The sequence below is a fragment of the Ktedonobacter robiniae genome (assembly GCF_016587375.1).
In the GTDB taxonomy this organism is placed as follows: domain Bacteria; phylum Chloroflexota; class Ktedonobacteria; order Ktedonobacterales; family Ktedonobacteraceae; genus Ktedonobacter; species Ktedonobacter robiniae.
Genome location: NZ_BNJG01000001.1, coordinates 698,429 through 717,477 on the forward strand (window position 1 = coordinate 698,429; position 19,049 = coordinate 717,477).

12 protein-coding genes and 1 pseudogene are annotated in these 19,049 nt (G+C 56.2%); 1 reads left to right on the plus strand and 12 read right to left on the minus strand.

Annotated elements, in window-relative coordinates; translation table 11 throughout:
• Positions 1-17 precede the first annotated feature (17 nt).
• Genes JMJ04_RS02805 through JMJ04_RS02815 form a run of 3 tightly spaced genes read right to left on the minus strand, consistent with a single transcriptional unit; the run spans position 18 to position 2,547 of the window.
• On the minus strand, positions 18-1,349 hold the full coding sequence (locus tag JMJ04_RS02805; RefSeq protein ID WP_201369046.1) for a complex I 51 kDa subunit family protein: 1,332 nt from the start codon (positions 1,347-1,349) through the stop codon (positions 18-20).
• Positions 1,342-2,082 carry a hypothetical protein gene (locus JMJ04_RS02810; RefSeq protein WP_201369047.1) on the minus strand — a complete coding sequence of 247 codons (741 nt, stop codon included), beginning with the start codon at positions 2,080-2,082 and terminating at the stop codon, positions 1,342-1,344. The genes JMJ04_RS02805 and JMJ04_RS02810 overlap by 8 nt, the downstream gene beginning before the upstream one ends.
• 3 nt (positions 2,083-2,085) lie before the next feature.
• On the minus strand, positions 2,086-2,547 hold the full coding sequence (locus JMJ04_RS02815) for an NADH-quinone oxidoreductase subunit B (RefSeq protein WP_201372311.1): 462 nt from the start codon (positions 2,545-2,547) through the stop codon (positions 2,086-2,088).
• 559 nt (positions 2,548-3,106) lie between these two features.
• On the opposite strand from JMJ04_RS02815, the gene leuB reads away from it, so the two are divergent.
• Positions 3,107-4,246 (plus strand): 3-isopropylmalate dehydrogenase, encoded by a 1,140-nt coding sequence (gene leuB / locus JMJ04_RS02820; protein WP_201369048.1) that lies wholly within the window; start codon positions 3,107-3,109, stop codon positions 4,244-4,246.
• On the opposite strand, the gene JMJ04_RS02825 is transcribed toward leuB, so the two are convergent.
• From JMJ04_RS02825 to JMJ04_RS02865, 9 genes and pseudogenes are all read right to left on the minus strand, one after another.
• The gene (locus JMJ04_RS02825; protein WP_201369049.1) at positions 4,243-4,467 is read right to left on the minus strand and encodes a hypothetical protein; all 225 of its coding nucleotides are present in this window, start codon (positions 4,465-4,467) and stop codon (positions 4,243-4,245) included. The two genes, leuB and JMJ04_RS02825, sit on opposite strands and share 4 nt — an antisense overlap.
• Positions 4,468-4,682: 215 nt before the next feature.
• The gene (locus JMJ04_RS02830; protein WP_201369050.1) at positions 4,683-9,359 is read right to left on the minus strand and encodes a hybrid sensor histidine kinase/response regulator; all 4,677 of its coding nucleotides are present in this window, start codon (positions 9,357-9,359) and stop codon (positions 4,683-4,685) included.
• A gap of 108 nt (positions 9,360-9,467) precedes the next feature.
• Complete coding sequence (locus JMJ04_RS02835; protein ID WP_201369051.1) at positions 9,468-11,594, minus strand: methyl-accepting chemotaxis protein; 2,127 nt, start codon at positions 11,592-11,594, stop codon at positions 9,468-9,470.
• 55 nt (positions 11,595-11,649) lie between these two features.
• Positions 11,650-12,243 carry a chemotaxis protein CheW gene (locus JMJ04_RS02840; protein ID WP_201369052.1) on the minus strand — a complete coding sequence of 198 codons (594 nt, stop codon included), beginning with the start codon at positions 12,241-12,243 and terminating at the stop codon, positions 11,650-11,652.
• A 97-nt stretch (positions 12,244-12,340) separates the two neighbouring features.
• Positions 12,341-12,706, minus strand: a complete 366-nt coding sequence (locus JMJ04_RS02845; RefSeq protein WP_201369053.1) for a response regulator transcription factor — start codon at positions 12,704-12,706, stop codon at positions 12,341-12,343.
• Between the two features lie 208 nt (positions 12,707-12,914).
• Positions 12,915-13,283, minus strand: a pseudogene (locus JMJ04_RS02850) (response regulator); the annotation flags it as partial.
• On the minus strand, positions 13,283-14,692 hold the full coding sequence (locus tag JMJ04_RS02855) for a DUF4388 domain-containing protein (RefSeq protein WP_201369054.1): 1,410 nt from the start codon (positions 14,690-14,692) through the stop codon (positions 13,283-13,285). The pseudogene JMJ04_RS02850 and the gene JMJ04_RS02855, both read right to left, overlap by 1 nt.
• Positions 14,693-15,197: 505 nt before the next feature.
• Positions 15,198-15,935 carry a response regulator transcription factor gene (locus JMJ04_RS02860; protein ID WP_007910455.1) on the minus strand — a complete coding sequence of 246 codons (738 nt, stop codon included), beginning with the start codon at positions 15,933-15,935 and terminating at the stop codon, positions 15,198-15,200.
• 81 nt (positions 15,936-16,016) lie between these two features.
• Positions 16,017-18,758: a sensor histidine kinase gene (locus tag JMJ04_RS02865; RefSeq protein WP_201369055.1), complete on the minus strand. Its 2,742-nt coding sequence runs from the start codon at positions 18,756-18,758 to the stop codon at positions 16,017-16,019.
• Between the last annotated feature and the right edge of the window lie 291 nt (positions 18,759-19,049).

A 19,049-nucleotide genomic window follows, 5' to 3' on the forward strand; every position in this document is an offset into this window, starting at 1 on the left:
CCTCTTCGCATCGCTGACTACGGCAAAACGTGCTTCGTCACGAAACGATGAGAGCGCACTGGCGCGCATTTTCCGGTCGGACACTGCAACTCCTGCACATGCATGGTGAAGTGTTCCGGCCAGTAACGCTTCGCGGTCTTCAAGGGGTTGGTTGCCTGTACACCAAAGCCACAGAGTGAGCCATTGGGAACATACTGCGCAAACTCATCGAGCACATCCAGGTCGCCATTGACGCCCAGATCGCTTACGACACCCTCAAGAATTCCTGTAATGCGCTTCACACCCAGACGACAGGGAACGCACTTTCCACAAGACTCTTTGCTCAGATAGCGGCTCCGCTCCATTGCCCATGCCACCATGCAGGTGTCGACGGGCAGGACCTCAATCACGCCAGAGCCAACTATCGCACCGGCCTCTTCAATGGGATCGTAATCAAAGATCGTATCCAATAAAGAAGGAGGCAGGGCTCCACCTTCGGCACCACCGACCACCACGCCACGGATATCATCGGCGCTCACATTGATTCCGGCGTGCGTCAGGATATCGCGAATGGTGGTTCCAAAGGGAACCTCGATCACACGTGGCTCGCTCTCGGCACCCGCGCCATAGACCGTCAGGATCTTGCTGCCGCCGGTAATGCTCGTGCCGGTCTGGGCAAATGCGCCCGGGCCTTCACGCACAATTACGGGCACGTTAGCCAGCGTCTCCACGCTATTGATCGCCGTTGGTTTATCCCACAGACCGTACTGGGCTGGGAAGGGTGGGCGCTGCTCAGGCATACCACGGCGTCCCTTGATGGCAGCGATTTGCACCGTCTCCTCGCCACCGATAAAGCCAAGGTCTACCGCGACCACGGAAATGGAGCAGCTAAAGTCGGTCCCCAGGATATCACGTCCGACCAGGTTGGCCTCGACCGCTTCCTGCAACGCGGTCTGCACCGTCTGAATGCCTTCTTTGTACAGGCTGCGCGTAAAGAGATACGCCTCAGACGCACCTACCGCGTAGGCTGCCAGGATGATGCCCTCGATGACCTGGTGTGGATTGTACTCCAGCAAGAGGCGGGCCGCCAGGGAACGGCTATCGGCATCATAGGCATTACAAATAACATACTTCTGGTCGTCGTCGGTTGAACGCACGACGCGCCATTTCTCGCCGGTCAGGCGACCAGCACCACCACGACCACGCAGTTTGGCATCCGTCACCTGCTGGATAATCTGATTGGGCGTGTTCTGGCGTAGCGCACTCTCGAGCGCGCTATAGCCGCCGGCACTACGATAGGCAGCAAGCCCGCGTACATCGCGGTCATCCTGCTGCCTCAAGAGACGATTTATATTTTTCTTCTCAGGCATTTGGCTGCCTCACATGATGGATATTTCCCCACACACCACGCTTATCGGGCGCCCATCCTCGTTCTGGCTGATCGTCGCGCGTAATGCCTTTGACCGCGGGTGCGGGCTTAAACTTCGGACTCATGGTGGCGATACCGAACACGTCGCTCAGGTCAACACCACGCGCCTGGACCACACGCTTGGCCGCCTGCAATGAAAGATAGCCATACATATCCATGATTGCATCTAGCAGGCCAGGGAGCGAGGCCGCATCATAGGGCCACTGTTCGATCAAGGCGTCCACCTGACTCAAGTCGATCTGCGGCTCCAGTTCGTCTTTGACTGGGGTTGTCACGCAGGGGGCGACGGGCTTGTTGAAGTAGTCTACGGCGTACTCGGAGATACGCGTCTTGTAGAATCCGGCTTTGGGCGAGCCGGAGGCGGTCCCCAGTTTGCGCGGGGTGAACTTCTCAGCGCCATCGCGGATGTACGATTTATACCAGGGGCGTTCCCTCCACTCGTACATCGGCTCGTACTCAATGGTGATCGCGCGTGGAGGACAGGCCTTCTCACACAACAGACAGGCTTCACACTTCAGGTTAAACTCTGTCTTGAGGCCCTCTTGCGCAATCAATTGGATCAAGCCACGGCTGCGGGGTGGCAGCTTCGGCTTCTCATATGGATAGAGACGCGTGACCTTTGGGCGAAACATATGACTAAAGGTCAGGCTCATCCCTTCAAGGATACCACGCATACGCTATACCTCAATCTCCTTCTCACCACGCACTTTGAGGCCCTGTTTCGCAATCTTCTCGCGCAACTTCAGCAGACCCTCGATCAGCGCTTCGGGGCGAGGAGGGCAACCAGGAATATACACATCAACTGGCACGATCGTGTCCACACCCTGAACGGTATAGTAGCTATCATAGAACTCGCCGCCAGAGTTGGCACACTGTCCCAGGCTGATCACCCATTTGGGTTCAGGCATCTGCTCGTACAGCAAGCGCAGGCGGGGACCCATTTTAATCGACACCGTACCCGCGACGACCATCAGGTCGGCCTGTCTTGGGCTGGAACGAAAGACCTCAGAACCGAAACGCGAGAGGTCATACTGGGGGGCAGAGGCAGAGGCGATCATCTCAATCGCACAACACGCCAGGCCATATCCCAACGGCCAGACAGACTTTGAGCGTGCCCAGTTTTGCGCCCATTGCAACATATCGGCCAGGCTCGTCAGCTGAACGGGTAACTCCTGGTCACCAGGGGTATATTCATGGGGACCAGAGGCCATTGACAGTGGAATGGGCTTGCGCCGCAGACCACCCTCAGGGCCGTTCCCATTGTCACTAAAATTGCTGCTCATAACGTATAGAACTCCTAATGCAAAGGCTTAGCAGCACCTATTGCTCGGTTTAGATTTGGCAGGGCAAGAGATAATTACGGGGGGTTATCTTGTACAGTTTTGCTTGTTTGTACATTCCACCTTGCCCCCTATTATAGCACGTCCGGTCGAGCGGTGCCACAGCTTCGCGCTGCCTCTTTCCCCCTTTTGTACGCCCTTAATACCTCTTCGCGCCTGCGGCACCCAGGGGTAAAGAGTGTATCAGGCGGCGGTCGGGCGAAGCCCGACCGCCGCCTGATACACCTGACTCGGTGGGATACGACGCGTGCGTTGGGCTATCATCCGCACCCCACGCATACCGGAATGCATACTTGTTACACGCGGGGATCATGGGTTAAGATTACAGGTAACAACGAAAGCATAAAGGAGTTTTATTTTGGGAACTCAAGGAACTTACTCTATCGCGGTCCTGCCCGGTGACGGCATTGGTCCCGAAGTGACTGAGCAGGCTGTTCACGTTTTACAGGCTATCGCCCAGCAATATGGCCATAGCTTTCATTTCCAGTATGGCCTGGTAGGCCTGGCCGCCATTGAGGCCGAGGGCAAGGCCATCTCTGATGAAACTCTGGCCGTCTGCCAGGGTAGCGATGCCATTCTCTTTGGCGCGGTCGGTGGCGCTCAACCCGGCGCGGCGGTCAAACCCGAGGAGGCGCTCTTCCGCCTGCGCAAGGGACTACAGTTCTTCGCCAATCTGCGCCCGGTCCGCCCCTCGCCCGCCATGCTCGATGCCTCATCCATTAAGCCCGAGATTCTCCAGGGCGTTGATCTGATCGTGGTTCGCGAGCTGACCGGGGGCCTCTACTATGGGCACCTGGAGCCAGGCGTTCCTGGCAAGCCCAGCGAGATCCGCGAGACCCCCCAGGGCTACGAGGCCATTGATACCCTGCTTTACACCGAGGCCGAGATCGAACGCATTGTGCGCGTGGCCTTTGACCTGGCGCGCGAGCGGCGCAAGAAGGTCACCTCGGTCGATAAGGCCAACGTTCTCAGCTCGTCTGTCCTCTGGCGGCGCGTGGCTGAGCGGGTGAGCAAGGACTACCCGGACGTCGCCTTTGAGCACCTGCTGGTCGACGCCTGCGCCATGCACCTGATTCGCCGGCCCGCCAGCTTCGACGTGATCGTGACCGAGAACCTCTTTGGCGATATCCTGACGGATGAGGCCTCCATGCTCGCCGGGTCAATGGGTATGCTCCCCTCTGCCAGCCTGGGCACACGCCGGACTGAGCACGGCATCTTTGGCCTCTATGAGCCTATTCACGGCTCCGCGCCTGATATCGCGGGCCAGAACAAGGCCAACCCGATCGCGGCCATCCTCACGGCGGCCATGTTGCTACGCCATTCACTGGGACTAAAAGAAGAAGCCGCGACCATTGAGGCCGCGGTGGAGCAGTGCATTCAGGCGGGGTATCGTACGGAGGATCTACGCGAAGAAGGTAAAGAGATCCTGGGTACGAAAGAGATGGGCCAGCGCATCGCTGAAAGGGTGGTCGCTCTGGCTGGCAGCCATACCGTTTAACCCATCATGGGTTTAGGACAGGGACCCAGGATATGCAGTTTCTGCTGCGCCTGGGAGACCTGCTGCGCGACCTCGTCCGCCTGGGACGGCGTCGCGCTCTCTGTGTTCGCGCTCGCTTCCTTGCTGGTGTTGGGCGTCAGCTTTGCTTCTAGCGCTGAGATCTCGCTCAGCAGTATCTGGCGCTCAACATACCAACGAGTGACGGATCGTTCGACCCCCATCGTAACACTCCTCTCGAACATTGCTTTATCACTTGGAGCACATACCTACCGGTAGGGACCAGCTTTAGCGCGTCCGAACGCCATTTATGGCAGTTCGGCGCAAGCCAAAGCCTCTTGTGAGCAACAGGTAACCCCTAACGCGATATACAGCCACGAAGCGTTTTAGGCTCCGCCTACAGGCGATTAATCGCCTTCGGACGCGCTAAAGCTAGTCCCTACCGTACGGGCGCGCCGTAGACCAGCGTATTGAGCGTATTCAACAAATCTTCGTCCTGGTATGGCTTAATCACGTAGGCGCTCGCACCAAGCTGCATCGCACGCTGCTGGTGCTTTGTGGCGGCGCGGGAGGTCAGCACCACCAGTGGTAGCGTGCGGTATTGCTCCTGCGCGCGTACCGTCGCGATCAACTCATACCCATCCATGCGGGGCATCTCGATATCCAGCAGGACCGCAGCTGGTGTCTCCTGGGAGATCATCTCCAGGGCTTCGACGCCATCGCGGGCCACCTGTATTTCCCAGTTATGCTGCTTCAACATGTTACCGACGACGCGGCGCACGCTGGGACTATCATCCACGACCAGGATATGCTTGCCACGTTCAGCCGACGCGCTACTCACCGGGCCAACTGGTTGCATCATCGATGTCGTGGCACGTCCCGGCTTCGGCAGATCGACATTCTGACGTACTGTTGCCGCCATAGCCTGGGGCTGTTGCGCGGCAGTCTGCCTGTTGGTAACAGGCGATGGATTCGCCGTCCTGACACGGGCTGTGAACAGGTTGTTCATTTCCAGGATCAACACGACCTGGCCGTTACCAAGGACTGTCGCGCCCGCGATACCATGAACCTGGCGCAGGTGCGGCCCCAGGTTCTTCATCACGATATCGTAGCGTCCCTTGATCTCATCGACAATCAAGGCCATGCGATGACCGCCAGCATTGACGATCAGCAACTGTGCGCGATCATCAATCGAGCTGGCTGGCAGCGAGAGATACTGCGAGAGCAGATGCAACGGATAAAGCTCGTTGCGGATCAAGACGGCTGGCTGATTGCCAAGCATGGAGCGCTTAAAGCTATCCAGGCGTCCAATCGACTCCACCACCAGGGTCGGAATCGCGAACTGCTGGCTCGCCACACGCACCATCATCGCGTTCTGAATGGCCAGGCTGGTCGGGAACTTCATGGTAAAAGCTGTGCCCTGCCCCGGCGCCGACTCAACCTCCAGCGTTCCCCGCAGGCGTGACACACTATCGCGTACCACGTCGAGGCCAACGCCACGACCGCTCTCCTCACTCAGGACCTGGGCCGTTGAGAAGCCGGGACGGAAGATCAGGTCAATAACATCACCCTCACTCAGAGGCTGGCTAGGGCGGATCAGACCGCGCTCAATCGCCGTCTGGCGAATGATGTCTGGATCAAGACCCTTACCATCATCGCGCACCGTAATTACAACCTGGTTACCCTCATAGCCCGCAGAGAGCTTGATCATACCCGTGGGGGCTTTGCCTTTCTGCTGGCGTACCTCCGGGCGATCCAGGGCATGGTTGACGGCGTTACGCATCAGGTGCAGCAGGGGACCAGAGATCTCTTCGAACACTGTACGATCTACCTCGGTCTCCTCGCCTTCGAGCAGGAACTGAAAATCTTTCCCCTGTTTGAGGGCGACCGCGCGCGCCGCTCTATAGAGGCGCGGGGCCATCGTCGCCAAAGGGACCAGGCGCACCTTCATCAGTCTATCCTGGAAGGTTGTGCTCAGGCGATTCTCACGCGCGAAGACGCTTTCACACTCACGAATGACACCCTCCATCTCCGTGCTCAGCGTTGCCATATCGGAGATGCCTTCGCTCAGACCACGTGTGAGCTGGTGGAACTCGGTGTAGCGGTCAAGCTCCAGTTCGTCGAACTCTGCCAGGTGCGAAGGTGCATGCTGCATGCCGTTATTCACCAGCACCAGGCCCTGCTCACCCTCGCTGTTGGAAACCTCAAGTTTACGACCGCTGGGTAGAGTTGCAGCCTCAAAGCGCGACTCCAGTTTTTGGCCGACATCTTGCAGGCGATTGCTACTGACACCTACGTCCGCGACCAGGCGCATCAGACGCTGAATGCGTTCTTCCAGCACGCTACGGTTGACCAGCAGCTCGCCGAAGAGATTGACCAGTTCATCCAGTTTTTGCAGGCGTACACGCACATTCAGGTCGCTACGCGCCGTACGCGTCGCGCCAAGCTCGCCAGTGATGGGCTCATCCTCGCCCACCACGCTGGAGGAGAAGGCGACATCGCTCGCCGGCTGATCCTCGTACTCGCTCAGATCTTCCTCTATAGCAGTCGAAGGGGTGTGTCCACCCAGAAGCTCGGAGTAACGCGCCCGTAGTGACTGCGCTCGCGTCTCATCAGAGCTAAGCGATGCATCCAGGTGGGAGACCATGCTATCCAGCGTCTCGGCGGTATCCAGGATCACGCTAACCACTTTCGACGTGATCTGTGTGGTCCCCTCCATAATGCTATCCAGTAGATCCTCAGAGGCATGTGAGAGATCGGCAATGGCGCGGAAGCCCATCATGCCGGCCGCGCCCTTGAGCGTATGCATGGCACGGCGAATACCCTGGATCAATTCGCTGTTATTGGGATCATTCTCCAGGGCTGCCACGTGGACACTGATACTCTGGAGATGCTCTTCAGCCTCCATGCGGAAGATCTCCGCTGCCTCATCGGCGAACTCAGCTCCAAAGGACTGAGCTGGCGCGGGCGCTGGAGGAGCAGGCTTGGGTGCGGGGGCCGAGCGCGAGGGCTGTGGCTGTGGTGGCACCGCTGGCTGGGACCTTGAGGGCATCGTGACTTCGCCTCCCAGCGATTGACGTGCCCGATCCTGAAAGTTTGCCGGAGACGAGGCATGAGCCTCGCGGGCGGAAGCTTCAGGAGCGCCACCCAGGGCGGATGGTTCCATGGTTGAAATCTGGCTCAGGAACTCCTGGCGCACCTGGATCTCGATCTCGTTGCGTAGGCGATGCTCAAGGTCTGGAATGGACTCGTTTGTTCGTGGGAATGCGGTCGCCTGAGAGCCACTCACGGAAGGCTGGGACGCCTTGCTCTCATACTCGCGACGCATCTCCTCGCGGATCTCGTGTTCAAGCTCCTCACGCACCTGGGCCGCGATCTCAGCTCGCAAGGATTGCATATCGCCCTGGCGTTCGAAGACAACGCGCTCGCGTACCGTCTCCGGCTGAGCATTGTTCTGCATCTCCCAGGGAGTCCAGCCGGCATCTTGCTTGAAGACAGGCACATTCTGGGCCTGCTGGAAGCGCACCTGCAACTGTTGGAAGGCCAACCCACAGGACTCTATCGAGGCTTGCAGTTGTGAAATGGTACCCTGAACCTGCTCATCGGTGGTCTCAACGCCACCCGAGATATGTTTCAGACGCTCCAGTACCTTCTTCAGCTTGCTATTAGAGACCCACATTACTGACAGTGGGAGATAGCGCCGCACCTGCTCAGGACTATTGCGCAGGTTCAGGCCCATGGCGCGTCCGGCCCAATCCTCCATGCGATCAAGCGCATCCTTAGAGCCATCCAGGAAGCCACGGAACTCCTTGCGCTGCTCCTCGATAATCTCAATGGAGTCGCGTAGCTGGGCGATGACCTCCTGTAGCGAAGCAACCTGGGAAAGGAGATTCTGTGCCTCGCGTTGCGCTTGCTCATAGCTCTGTGGCAGCGAACCAGCATGAGCCAGGGACAGGGAAGCAGGCTGCGGTATCTGTGATTCAGGAACGAAAGGCGGGTATTGTTGAGTATATTGTGGTTCAAGCTGCGCGGGCGCCGGCTCAGGCGTGGGTGATACATAATGGATGGGCAACTCTTCAGCCTGGAACGTTGGCGTGGCCGAGTTGGCGGGCGTCGACTGCTCTGGTACCAGGGGCCACTGCTCAACCTCGACCTGCGCAAAGTTTGCCAGATCCGAGAGATTGGGCTGTACCACATCCTCATTGCTTGCCACACCGCTCATGTCTGACTGCCACGAAGTATAAGCCTCTGGCGTCTCCTCCTCCACAAACTGAGGCTGTTGTGACTCTTCATAGGAGGGGGGAGAGACCGCAAAGGGTGTCTGCGGCGGTGCAGACGGCATTGAGCGCATCGAGGCCATCAGCTCTTCCAGCGCACTGGATGAAGACGACGACGAGGTAGGCTGCCCCTGCGCTGGCGGTGTAAAGAGCGGGGCAGGCGGTTGAGGAGCCTGGGCAGGCTCTACAGGTTGTGCGGGCGAGGAGAACGCCTCTGGCCACGCAAGATCATCATTGGACGAAGTACTGGGAGTGCGGAACGACTCCAACACTTCATCAAAAGATGGCATGGGGGCCGCACTTGGAGTTGTCGGCGGCACAGGAATACCAAACGCTTGGTATCCCGGATCGTAGCTCTGGGATGTCGTCGTAAACGGCGCCATCTCCTCTAGCGAGAACTTATGAGCGCCCGTCGCCTGTGGTGTGGGAACCTCGCTTGAGGCGTCCACCATGGCTCGATAGCGCGCATAGTCCGCATCATCCTCCGCAATAATCGCATCCTCATCAATCCCGTTACGGATACCCTCTAAGAGTTGATGCAACCGACCTAACGAACGATGCAGTAGACCTAGCGTAGGCTCATCGAGTGTCGTTAAACCATCTAAAGCATCACCTAAGATATCTTCCATTCCATGAGCGACGTGAGCCAGACCCGGGAAGTCCATCATGGAAGCGGAGCCACCGATTGTGTGCGTTCGCCGGTATGTTTCTTCAAGGGCATCCATGTCGTTTGGTGAAAGGGCTAGTTTCTCCAGGTTCTTCTCGATTTCTGGCAGATAGCTATTCACCTCTTCGATAAACGAATCAAGGACGGATAGTTTATCAAATGTATTCGACATGTTGCGCTTACCCACTTAACTATCGCAGCGTTAGGTGAACTCCCCATGTGGAGAGGCCACCTAACACTGATCTGCTATATATTGCTTTTCACTACAAGCACGTAGCCGTTATCGCTGGAAGGGCGGTTGATCCTGACCGAAGCGATACTGGTCGGGATTCTGCTCGCTTGATGACCAGCGCGGCTGTTGTGGCTGCCGCTGTTGCCCATTAGGCTGGTCTTGCGGATAGCCGGGTAGTGAGGCAGGACCCTGGAAACCAGGCTGAGAGAAGGACCCGGGAGGGGTATTGGGTGGCATTGGGAAGGCACCCGAATTCGGGGCGCCAATGCCTGGCAGTGAGGTCTGAGGACGCCCAAAGCCATTATTCAATCCTCCTGAGTTCTCCATACCACCACCGAAGTCGCCAAAGCCTTGCTGTCCGTTAAAACCCTGCTGTCCGTTGAAGCCTTGCTGGCTATTAAAGCCTTGCTGTCCGTTAAAACCCTGCTGTCCGTTGAAGCCTTGCTGGCTATTAAAGCCTTGCTGTCCGTTAAAACCCTGCTGGCTATTAAAGCCTTGCTGTCCATTATAGCCGAACTGGTCGGGCTGACCAAAGCCACCCATAGGATCGCCGAAGTCAGGCTGACTATTAAAGCCGTTGGCACCGGAGCGCGAGCCCAGCGCAATCAGTGAGTCGTTGTCCGGCTCAGGCAGAGGCGGGAAGGCATTAGGGAAGCCCTGGTTGTCGCCCCAACCCATATCACCACCAGGACCGGCGATGCCGGGCACACCGAAGCCATCGTTGCCCGAGGGCAATTCAGCGAGCGAAGGCATGCTGGGGAAGGAGCCACCCGCGGCCTCATTAGCGTGCTCAGGCAAGCGGAAGGTCGACACCGATGCGCGCAGTTGTTCCGCCAGTTCCGCCAGGTAGCTCACGCTGACCGCGGCCTCCTGGGTACCAGCGTCCGTCTGACGCGTGATTTCAGAGATGCGACCCATGGCCACCGCCACCGCCTCAGAGACAGTTGTCTGCTCGTTCGCGGCGTGGGCGATGTTCTCAATCATCTGCGCCTGGCGCTCAACGTCAGCGTAGATAGAGTTCAATGAACGTTCGACATTATCCGCGAGCTGTGAGCCTTTGACAACCTCTTGTGTGCTGTCTTCCATAGCGACAACCGCTTCGTAGGTATCGCCCTGAATACTCTTGACCAGAGTCGCGATACGCTTGGTTGACTCGGTCGAACGCTCAGCCAGGAGGCGGATCTCATCGGCAACGACCGCGAAACCGCGACCATGCTCACCAGCCATCGCAGACTGAATAGCGGCGTTCAGCGCCAGCAAGTTTGTCTGATCAGCGATATCTTCGATGATACGCACAATTTCGCCGATCTCGTTGGAGCGCTCACCCTGGCGTTTAATTTTCTTCGCGGTATCCTGCACGTTCTCACGAATGAGCATCATACCTTCAATCGTCTGACGCACGGCCTGTTGGCCGGCTGTAGCGTTACGCAGCGCCTGCTGCGATACCTCCACGCTCTGCTGAGCGTTTTTGGCGACGTTTTGAATGAAGACGGCCAGGGCCTCAACGGCCTCGGTTGTCTGCGAGATCTGCGCCACCTGGGCCTCGGAGGCCTGGGTCAGTTCATTGGAGCGATCCAGAATACGGCGGGTCGCATTCGTGACCTGCACCGCCGTTGACTGCACGCGTCCGACGACCTTCGCAAGCTCTTCGATCATATAGTTAAATGAGTCCGCCAACACACCCAGTGTATCTGGAGTTACCTCAGCTTGTACGCGAAGATCGCCATCACCAACTGCGCTTACCTCTTGCAGCAGCTTCTCAATCTGCGCCTGTAGGGCCGCGGCATCGCTACCGGCGCTTCCCAGGCTGGCATTGCCGCCCGCGCCTGGCTGCTCAAGCAAGGAATTAATGGACATGGCCAGGACAGCAAAGTCGTCATCTCCGCTGACCGCCACGCGCGCGCTGCGATCTCCATTCGCATATTCGCGACAGACTTCTACCAGGGATTGCACACGATCTTTAATACGCCTCTGCATTAAATAATTAATAACGCCGATAGTGAGCAACACAACAATGGCAACCCCAATAATCCAGCCAAACAGAGAGCCGCCGTTTGCTTGTTGTAGAGATACTATGATTAAGACCACGAAGGCCAGCAACGTGACAAGCAGTGAACTAACTATACTCCACTGCATGATACCGTCGACAGACCCCTTGTTGCGATCAGGATTCATCCGCCAGACCTCCTAGAAATTTACGATCGACCTCAAGCTGGACACCATGGACCCGTTAGCCTATGGCTTCATAGCGCTGCATTTTTTCGGAGAAGAGTAGGCGTGCCACATCCAGTAAAACCAGCACGCGATTCGACAACAACGCACACCCAGCAGCATAGGGGGCTGCCCAATGGGGAAGAGTAGCCTGGCGCATATTTCCATTGAGAATAGCCGTATCAGGGATGGGAAGCATCTCGCTCACGCTATCAACAATGAAACTAATTACCATGTCATTTTCCTGCAACGACAACAGACGCGTGCGCGCGGTAGGCGATGATACCCCTAGCTCTAGAAACTGGCGTAAATCAACTACAGAAATAATTGAGCCACGCAAGTTCATCACGCCCTTTACCCACGCCGCGACATTGGGCACAGGAGTAAGTTCGCCGAGGCGCTCCACACCTTGTACCTGACCAGCCTTCACAGCGAACTCAAAGTTCTCGATAGAGAAGACCAGATATTGCTCACCAACAACCGTGGGGGCACTTTCCGTTCCGGGCATACCAGTTGCGGCCTGCATGGAGGTCGCTGAAACCATGCGCTCACGTAATTGTTGAATGGCAGCAAGCCTATCGCGTTGTAACAAATTTTGCTTATCGCTGGACACTAAACCACTCCCCGTGTGACAAAAAGCACAGAGTAGCGCTCATGTCATCTTTTCGTTTCAAGCTCTTCCGATTTTGCTCTTCTCAATGCACCCGTCTCTAGACGAGACGGCGCACGCTCGCAACCAGCTCTTCTTCCTTGAATGGTTTCGTGAGGTACATATCTGCGCCTTGCCGCAAGCCCCACGACCGATCTAACGGCGTATTCTTGCTCGTTAGCAGGATGATCGGAATGTGTCGGCTTACCTCCATACTTTTGAGCTTTCGGCAAACCTGGAACCCATTCTGCTTTGGGAGCACTACATCCAGAACGATGCATTGCGGGCGCTCTTTGAATACCTTCTCGAAGGCCTCGTCACCATCTACCGCCGTCACTACTTCAAAGCCGCTATTGCGCAATGGTGCCACAATCATCGTCAACTCTGTCCAACTATCATCCACAACGAGTACTTTCTGCCCAGGCATCCTATTATAACCTTTCCTAAACATACCATACCAGTGTGATGGGAGTTTAAGGCTATAATACCGTGTTTGCCTTTACCTGATGAGTTCAAGATGAGCAAAGATCGGTAAAACTAAACACAGATATCTACTGGTATTATCAGCCTCGACGGTATCTCGTGCGTGGGCGCATCTGCTCCTGGCGGGCTGGCATACGTTCCTCCCAGTTCACCAGGTGCTTTTTAACTGTCTGCACCAGTTCGGCGGAGTCGAAAGGCTTAGTCAGGTATTCAGTCGAACCTGCCAGGCGGCCTCGCATTTTGTCGAACAAACCGTCTTTCCCACTGAGCATAATAATTGGAATTTGGCGAAACTGCAAGCTTTTACGTATAATCTGGCAAATATGGTACCCATCCATACGAGGAAGCTGGATATCGAGCAGAATTACGGCTGGCATCTCGTCTGCAACCGAGGTCAGAGCACTCAGGCCATCACTCGCGGTAATCACGCGAATGTTCTCCCTCTGCAATGTCATCTGCACAATCTTGCGCACGGTTGGACTGTCATCCACCACCAGTACTGTAGGTTGATCCGCTGCCATCAAATGGTCCTCCTTTGCGTTTCTGGTGACCAGAACTCTCCCTCGTTCTGCGCCACACGGTTATCCTGGATAATACCAAACGGAGCACCCGGCTGCATCTGCTGTACCTGCTGGCCCCTGGTCCGTTGAACATTCTTTTGCGCGCGATAGAACTGGTACTTTTGGATTTCGGCGTCGATCTCGGAGAGAAGGACACGCCAGGCCATGGCGATCTGCCGTCCCATATGGGAGTTGCCTACCTCATCTTTGACCAGCGCATCAAAGACCATGCGCAGGAAGGCTGAGAGGCCCAGGACCGCCTCGCCATAAAACTCTTCCAGTTGCTCGCCCTTGACGACTTTATTGAGGGTAAGTATATCACTACAATCAAGCTGTCCACTGACAAAGGTCGCGGTCTCAAGGATGGGGAACTGGTGCCTGGCCAGATCATGGAGCAGTGGCACAAAGCGGCGCTCGATAAAGCGCATGATCTCGACCTGTTGCAACTGTCCTCGCCCACGCAGGCTACGCGCGAAGCTGCCATGATGCACAAATAATTCGTTCACGCAGTCACAGAGCGCTTTAATGAGGCTTAACAGGAGCTGTTCGACGTTCGTTACCTCGCGGTAACGCTGGAGCGTTGTCTGACAGCGAATAATGATGTTCGAGAGGTCGCGTTGGAGGTCGTTTTCCAGGGCTGTGTCGACGACTTCGATCAGGTGCAGTTCCAGGAGCTGCATCATGCTCTGCACTACTCTGGCCTCCGGCATCATCTCGACAAAAGCGATAGCCTGTAAAGGAATTTCGCCATTGCAGAGACAGAGAATCTCAATCGACTCCTGGCCCAGGCCCAGGCTGCGCAGGTCACGCTTGACCTCGGGCGACCAGCGAGCAACCGTGGTACGGGTAAGTTGAGTCACACTCTCAGAGACAATCGTCTCCCACTCATCGGCCTGGCGCAGTGCCTCCAGTAAGATGGAATCGACATCCAGAGGCTGCATGGCTGTATCCATTGGCAGGAGTTGACGATGAAACGAGAAACGCCCATTGACCCAGCGCATCGCGTGGCTAATCGACTGCGTCACGGCAAATTCCAACCGACGCTGCATCTCGCTGGCGGGCATCCATCCACGCTCGACGAGCAGTTGCAACGACATTTGCACATTGCCACGAGCTATCTCATGTACTGCCTGGGCGCGAGGAGGATCAAGTTTATTGATCAGGCAAAGCATGCCTAGTAGATCTGGTTGTGGTACCCCTTCCTCGTGTAGCCCGACGATCTTTCCCTTTCGCAGGCTGATCGAGAGCGTATCCGAGCCAGATGATACGAATAACTTGCCCGTCTTTTCACTCAGCGCAAGCATTTTGAGTATGGATTGGAGTCCTAGCGTTTGCAGGTCTCCGTCCATGATGCGGTCTTGCTGCTCCATGTGTCCCTAGTTTCCTTTGCCGACTAGCTTGTAAGGCCCCATTCTTGATCCTTACAAGCAGTTGCGTCTGTAATTGTTGCGTTTTGCAATAGCATTCAATAATAGATTATTAGCGTCTTTTTGCCTTTTTGTCTTTTTGCCTTTTTGTATAATGCGTCAGGTCTGGAGCATCATTACTCCCACCTTCCCCTGCATCCCCGGTACGCCTTCAAGCCGAAAGCCTGGCCTTACATATATCCCTGTTGATCGAGGTACGCTCCCTGTGCATTGGTCAAGGCACTGTAGCACATTATCCGCTTTCGGCCAACTCTCCCCTTTATACCATTCCCAATACCCTACAGTGTATACTAAACGCGCTCAGCTTGCTACAGGTTTTTGGGCCGAAATCGTTAAGATTGCATTAAGGATTTTAACCGATTACTTCTTATCTGGAAACCAACGTCACTCACGCGACGAGCGCTTCTCCCATTCGGGGACAAGCGCGCTCAGGTTTCCGAATAAGCACTTAGGCGTTGCGGACCTCGACCTGCCCCCGAAAGACATAGCCAATCCCAGGCTCGGTAATGATGTAGCGCGGATGAGAGGGCTTCGCCTCTACTTTTAAGCGCAACTGCCGTACATAGACGCGCAGGTAATCGGCTTCTTCGCCATATTCAGGTCCCCAGACTGCGCGCAGGAGCGCGCGATGCGTCAAGACCTTACCCGCACAGAGCATCAATTGTTTCAAGAGTTCAAACTCGGTCGGAGTCAGACGAACTTCGTTGTTGCCAGCCTTCACCAGGCGCCGCGCCAGGTCCATGTAGAGATAGCCATCCTCGCTGATGAGCAACTCAGGCACCTGCTGTATCTCCTCGCCTTCGTTCGATTGCGAGCGACGCAGGCAGGCTCGTACACGCGCCATTAACTCTTCGCTACCAAAGGGCTTGGTCAGGTAATCATCGGCTCCCAGGTCGAGCGCCCGCACCTTTTGCCGCTCTTCGCTCATCGCGGAGAGGACAATAATGGGCGGCTTCTGCCCGCGATGACGGACCTCGACACATACGTCCAGGCCATCTAACTCGCCAGGCATGCACAAGTCGAGAAGAATAAGGTCTGGCTGGTGCAGTTTGACCATCTCAAGCGCCTCTCGTCCGTCTCCAGCCACGAATACGTCATACCCACCGGCCAGCAAGTTCTTCCGAAGCACCCTTTGTATAGGCTCTTCGTCATCTACAACGAGTATGCGCTTCCCTTTCGCTCTCATGTTGCCTCTCCCTGAGATACTTTTTAGTGGCCTGTTTCCTCAACAGAGTTAGAGAATTTGGTGGGAATGTATCTGCCCCGGCTATGGATGCAGGGGCAAGGTAAAAACGAAACTCAGGCCCGTGCCTTCGTGTGCCCCATCTTCAGGAAGCCTCCCCTGCTCACCTGAAGACTCTTCCTGGACAGTTTCGACCCAGATCTTCCCCTGGTGTGCCTCCACAATCCCTTTACAAATCGCGAGGCTTAAACCATTGCCGTAAGTGCGCGAGCTATAAAAGGCAGTGAAGACACGTTCGCTCTCTTCTTCAGGAATACCACTCTTGCTGTAGCCGATAACCGCGCCGCGCAAAAAATCCCCAGCATTGTCTGCCTGCACAGTAATGACACTTTGCCTGGGACTATGACGCGCGGCGTTCTCTATAAGATTATAAAATACGCGTTCCAGTTGCACATGATCAACGTAGGCCATAAGCATACCTTCAGGCATCACCACATTGACCCGGTGCGCCTCCACAATCCGTGTCAGCTTGTTTAAGGCCCCATAAATGACTTCAACGACATCACACCAGGTCCGCTGTAAGACCAGGGCACCCATTTCGATGCGTGAAAGCTCGACCAGGGCGTTGACCTGGACGGTCAGGTGATCCGTTTCGTTCTCGATATCTTGCAGCAAGATACGCCGATCCGTTTCGTCCCACTCTAGATCCTCCTGGAGCAGGCCGGTCACCGCCGCTTTGATCGTTGTGAGCGGCGTGCGCAGGTCATGTGAGACCGAGGAGAGCAGGGCCGAGCGGTTATGCTCATCACGGGCCTGCTCCGTCACATCCCGCACCTGCAAGACATAGGCAATCAAGTGACCATCGCGATTACGCAGTTCGTGGCGTGTCAGGTGATAGTGGTGATCGTTGGAGTTACCTTCCAGCTCACGCCTGGCCCGCCCCCAGTTCCCACCACCCTTCTCACCACCCTCCTGGGGCAGCGGACGGGCAGCCAGGATACAGCGCAGTTCCTGGGTCTCACTCGTGCCCTGGGTAAAGTCATGCAGGTAGTGACGCACCTCGTCCACGTTGCGCATGCGAGGCATGAGCTTGGCGAAGGCACTCTCCAGCGTGGTGACCTCTGGTTGCTGGCGACGCGAGAGCCAGAGTCGCTGCTCGTAGGAGTTGTAGGCGTTATAGACGGCATTGAGCGCGGTCATGCTTCCTGATAATTGCATATCACACAAGGCCTGCGCGGCAGGATTCATAAAAATACAATGACCATCCAGGTCCACCGCCAGCCAGGCATCGTCTTTGCCATTCTCACGCACTATGAGGGGGCTTAGCTCGCCGAGCATCCCCGTGCCGCGCAGGGCATCCTCGGCCGCCTGGGTGAGCCAATGCATGGCGTCCGACTCCTCCCCCTGTCCCTCATGCTCGACGGAGAATTTGAGCCGCTCCGCCGAATGCATCTCTTCATCGAGAGCGATTGATGTCTCAGATACTGTCACGGCTTCGGAAAGCGCTCTACTCTCCATACCCAGGCCCTGTTCGGCATGGATCATGGCCTGTAAATTCAGTTCGCTATTGGTCAATAGAAACTCGCCCACAAAGCGTAGCACGCTATCCAGGCTTACCCCATAGGAGCGCTCGGTCTCCTCGCGCAGGCGCTCAAAGAGGGCCATCTCCTCAGCACCTTGGACCTCTCCATGCCCATTATTGATATATGCATCCTGCTGGCGCTGGCGATAAGCAAACTCAAACTGCTCAAGCGCCTGCCGGAAGCGGCTGCGTTGATGAGCTGATTCGAGCATCATTCCATTATGGATTGCGAAGGTCGCCTGATTGGCGAAGAGCGAGAGGATTTCGACCTTGAGCGGGGTAAAACCGCCAGCTTCAGGCGAGCAGAGCAAGAGCGCACCAAGCACCGTTGTGCCTGTGATAAGGGGATAACATAAAATAGAATGCATGCCAAGTTCTTCGGCGAAGAAACAGCTAGCGGGGAAGCGCTCATCACGCGAAATATCATCCGAGACATGCGGGGTCCGCTGGCGAAGGGTCTGACTGAGGATACAGGCATCGCTTAGCTTTTTCTGCCGCACATTCTCCTCAAACTGGGTCGCATCAAGTCCCACCTGCGCCTCCAGGCGTAGCGCTGCGTCGCGCTGCTCCAGCATAATGATGGCAGACGAGACGTTTAAGGCTTTGGCAATGCCTTCGACAATCTGGTTCAGGATCGTTGGCAGGTCGATACGCAGCGTCAGGGCACGGGTCACGTCTTTAAGCGCCTGGCGTTGACGATCAAAGATGGCCGCGCTCCCACCCAGTTGCGCCCGCTCAATCGCCGCCGCCAGCACACGTGCCACGGCACCAATCAGGCGTTGCAGGGTTTCATCGACATAGGTATTAGGGATCGAGCTACCCAGTTCGAGCGTACCCAGGACACGCTGATCCTCCAGAACCAGTGGAGCGATCACGGTTGAGCGCAGTTGAGGATGCCCGCTGAGCGCGTCTCCCGTTTCTCCCGGTGGCCCCTCCTGCCCTTCAGGATAGTCGTTTACCATGAGCATGGGCGAGGCCAGCACGCGCTCTAACATGGAGTCCTTTACCGGGTGCTGATGGGGAAAAACGCGCCACTCGCCCTCCTCACGACGACACACCGCTACACGCACCGCTTCGCGATCATGCCGCAACAACACTACGCCAAACACATCAAAGGGAATAGCCGGCTCTAGCTCTGCCGCCAGCAGAGCATAGTTGGGTTTCGCGTCCCGTACGCTCATCACAATACGCACAACACGCTCAATGATCGCCGATTCTTCGACCGCTGATGTATTTGTTCTCACATCCATAGTTATCCTGGTGACTCCACACAATCTATTCTCAGGAACAAGAGGGATTGTCTTCCCCGTCCTCACCTATCAATCTATAAGGCCTGCTTGCTTTGCCTGCTCGCTCGTCAATCCTCTTATGCAAATCTTATACTACAAGTGCGGGATATTACAAGCTTTCCGTACAAAAGGATGTAATATCTGTTTTACATTGTTAGTACATATGGAAAATGAAATACAAATAGCTCTAGAACATCGCCTCAAAGTATACCATACTATCGCGCTTTGCCGTCAATAAAGAACCAG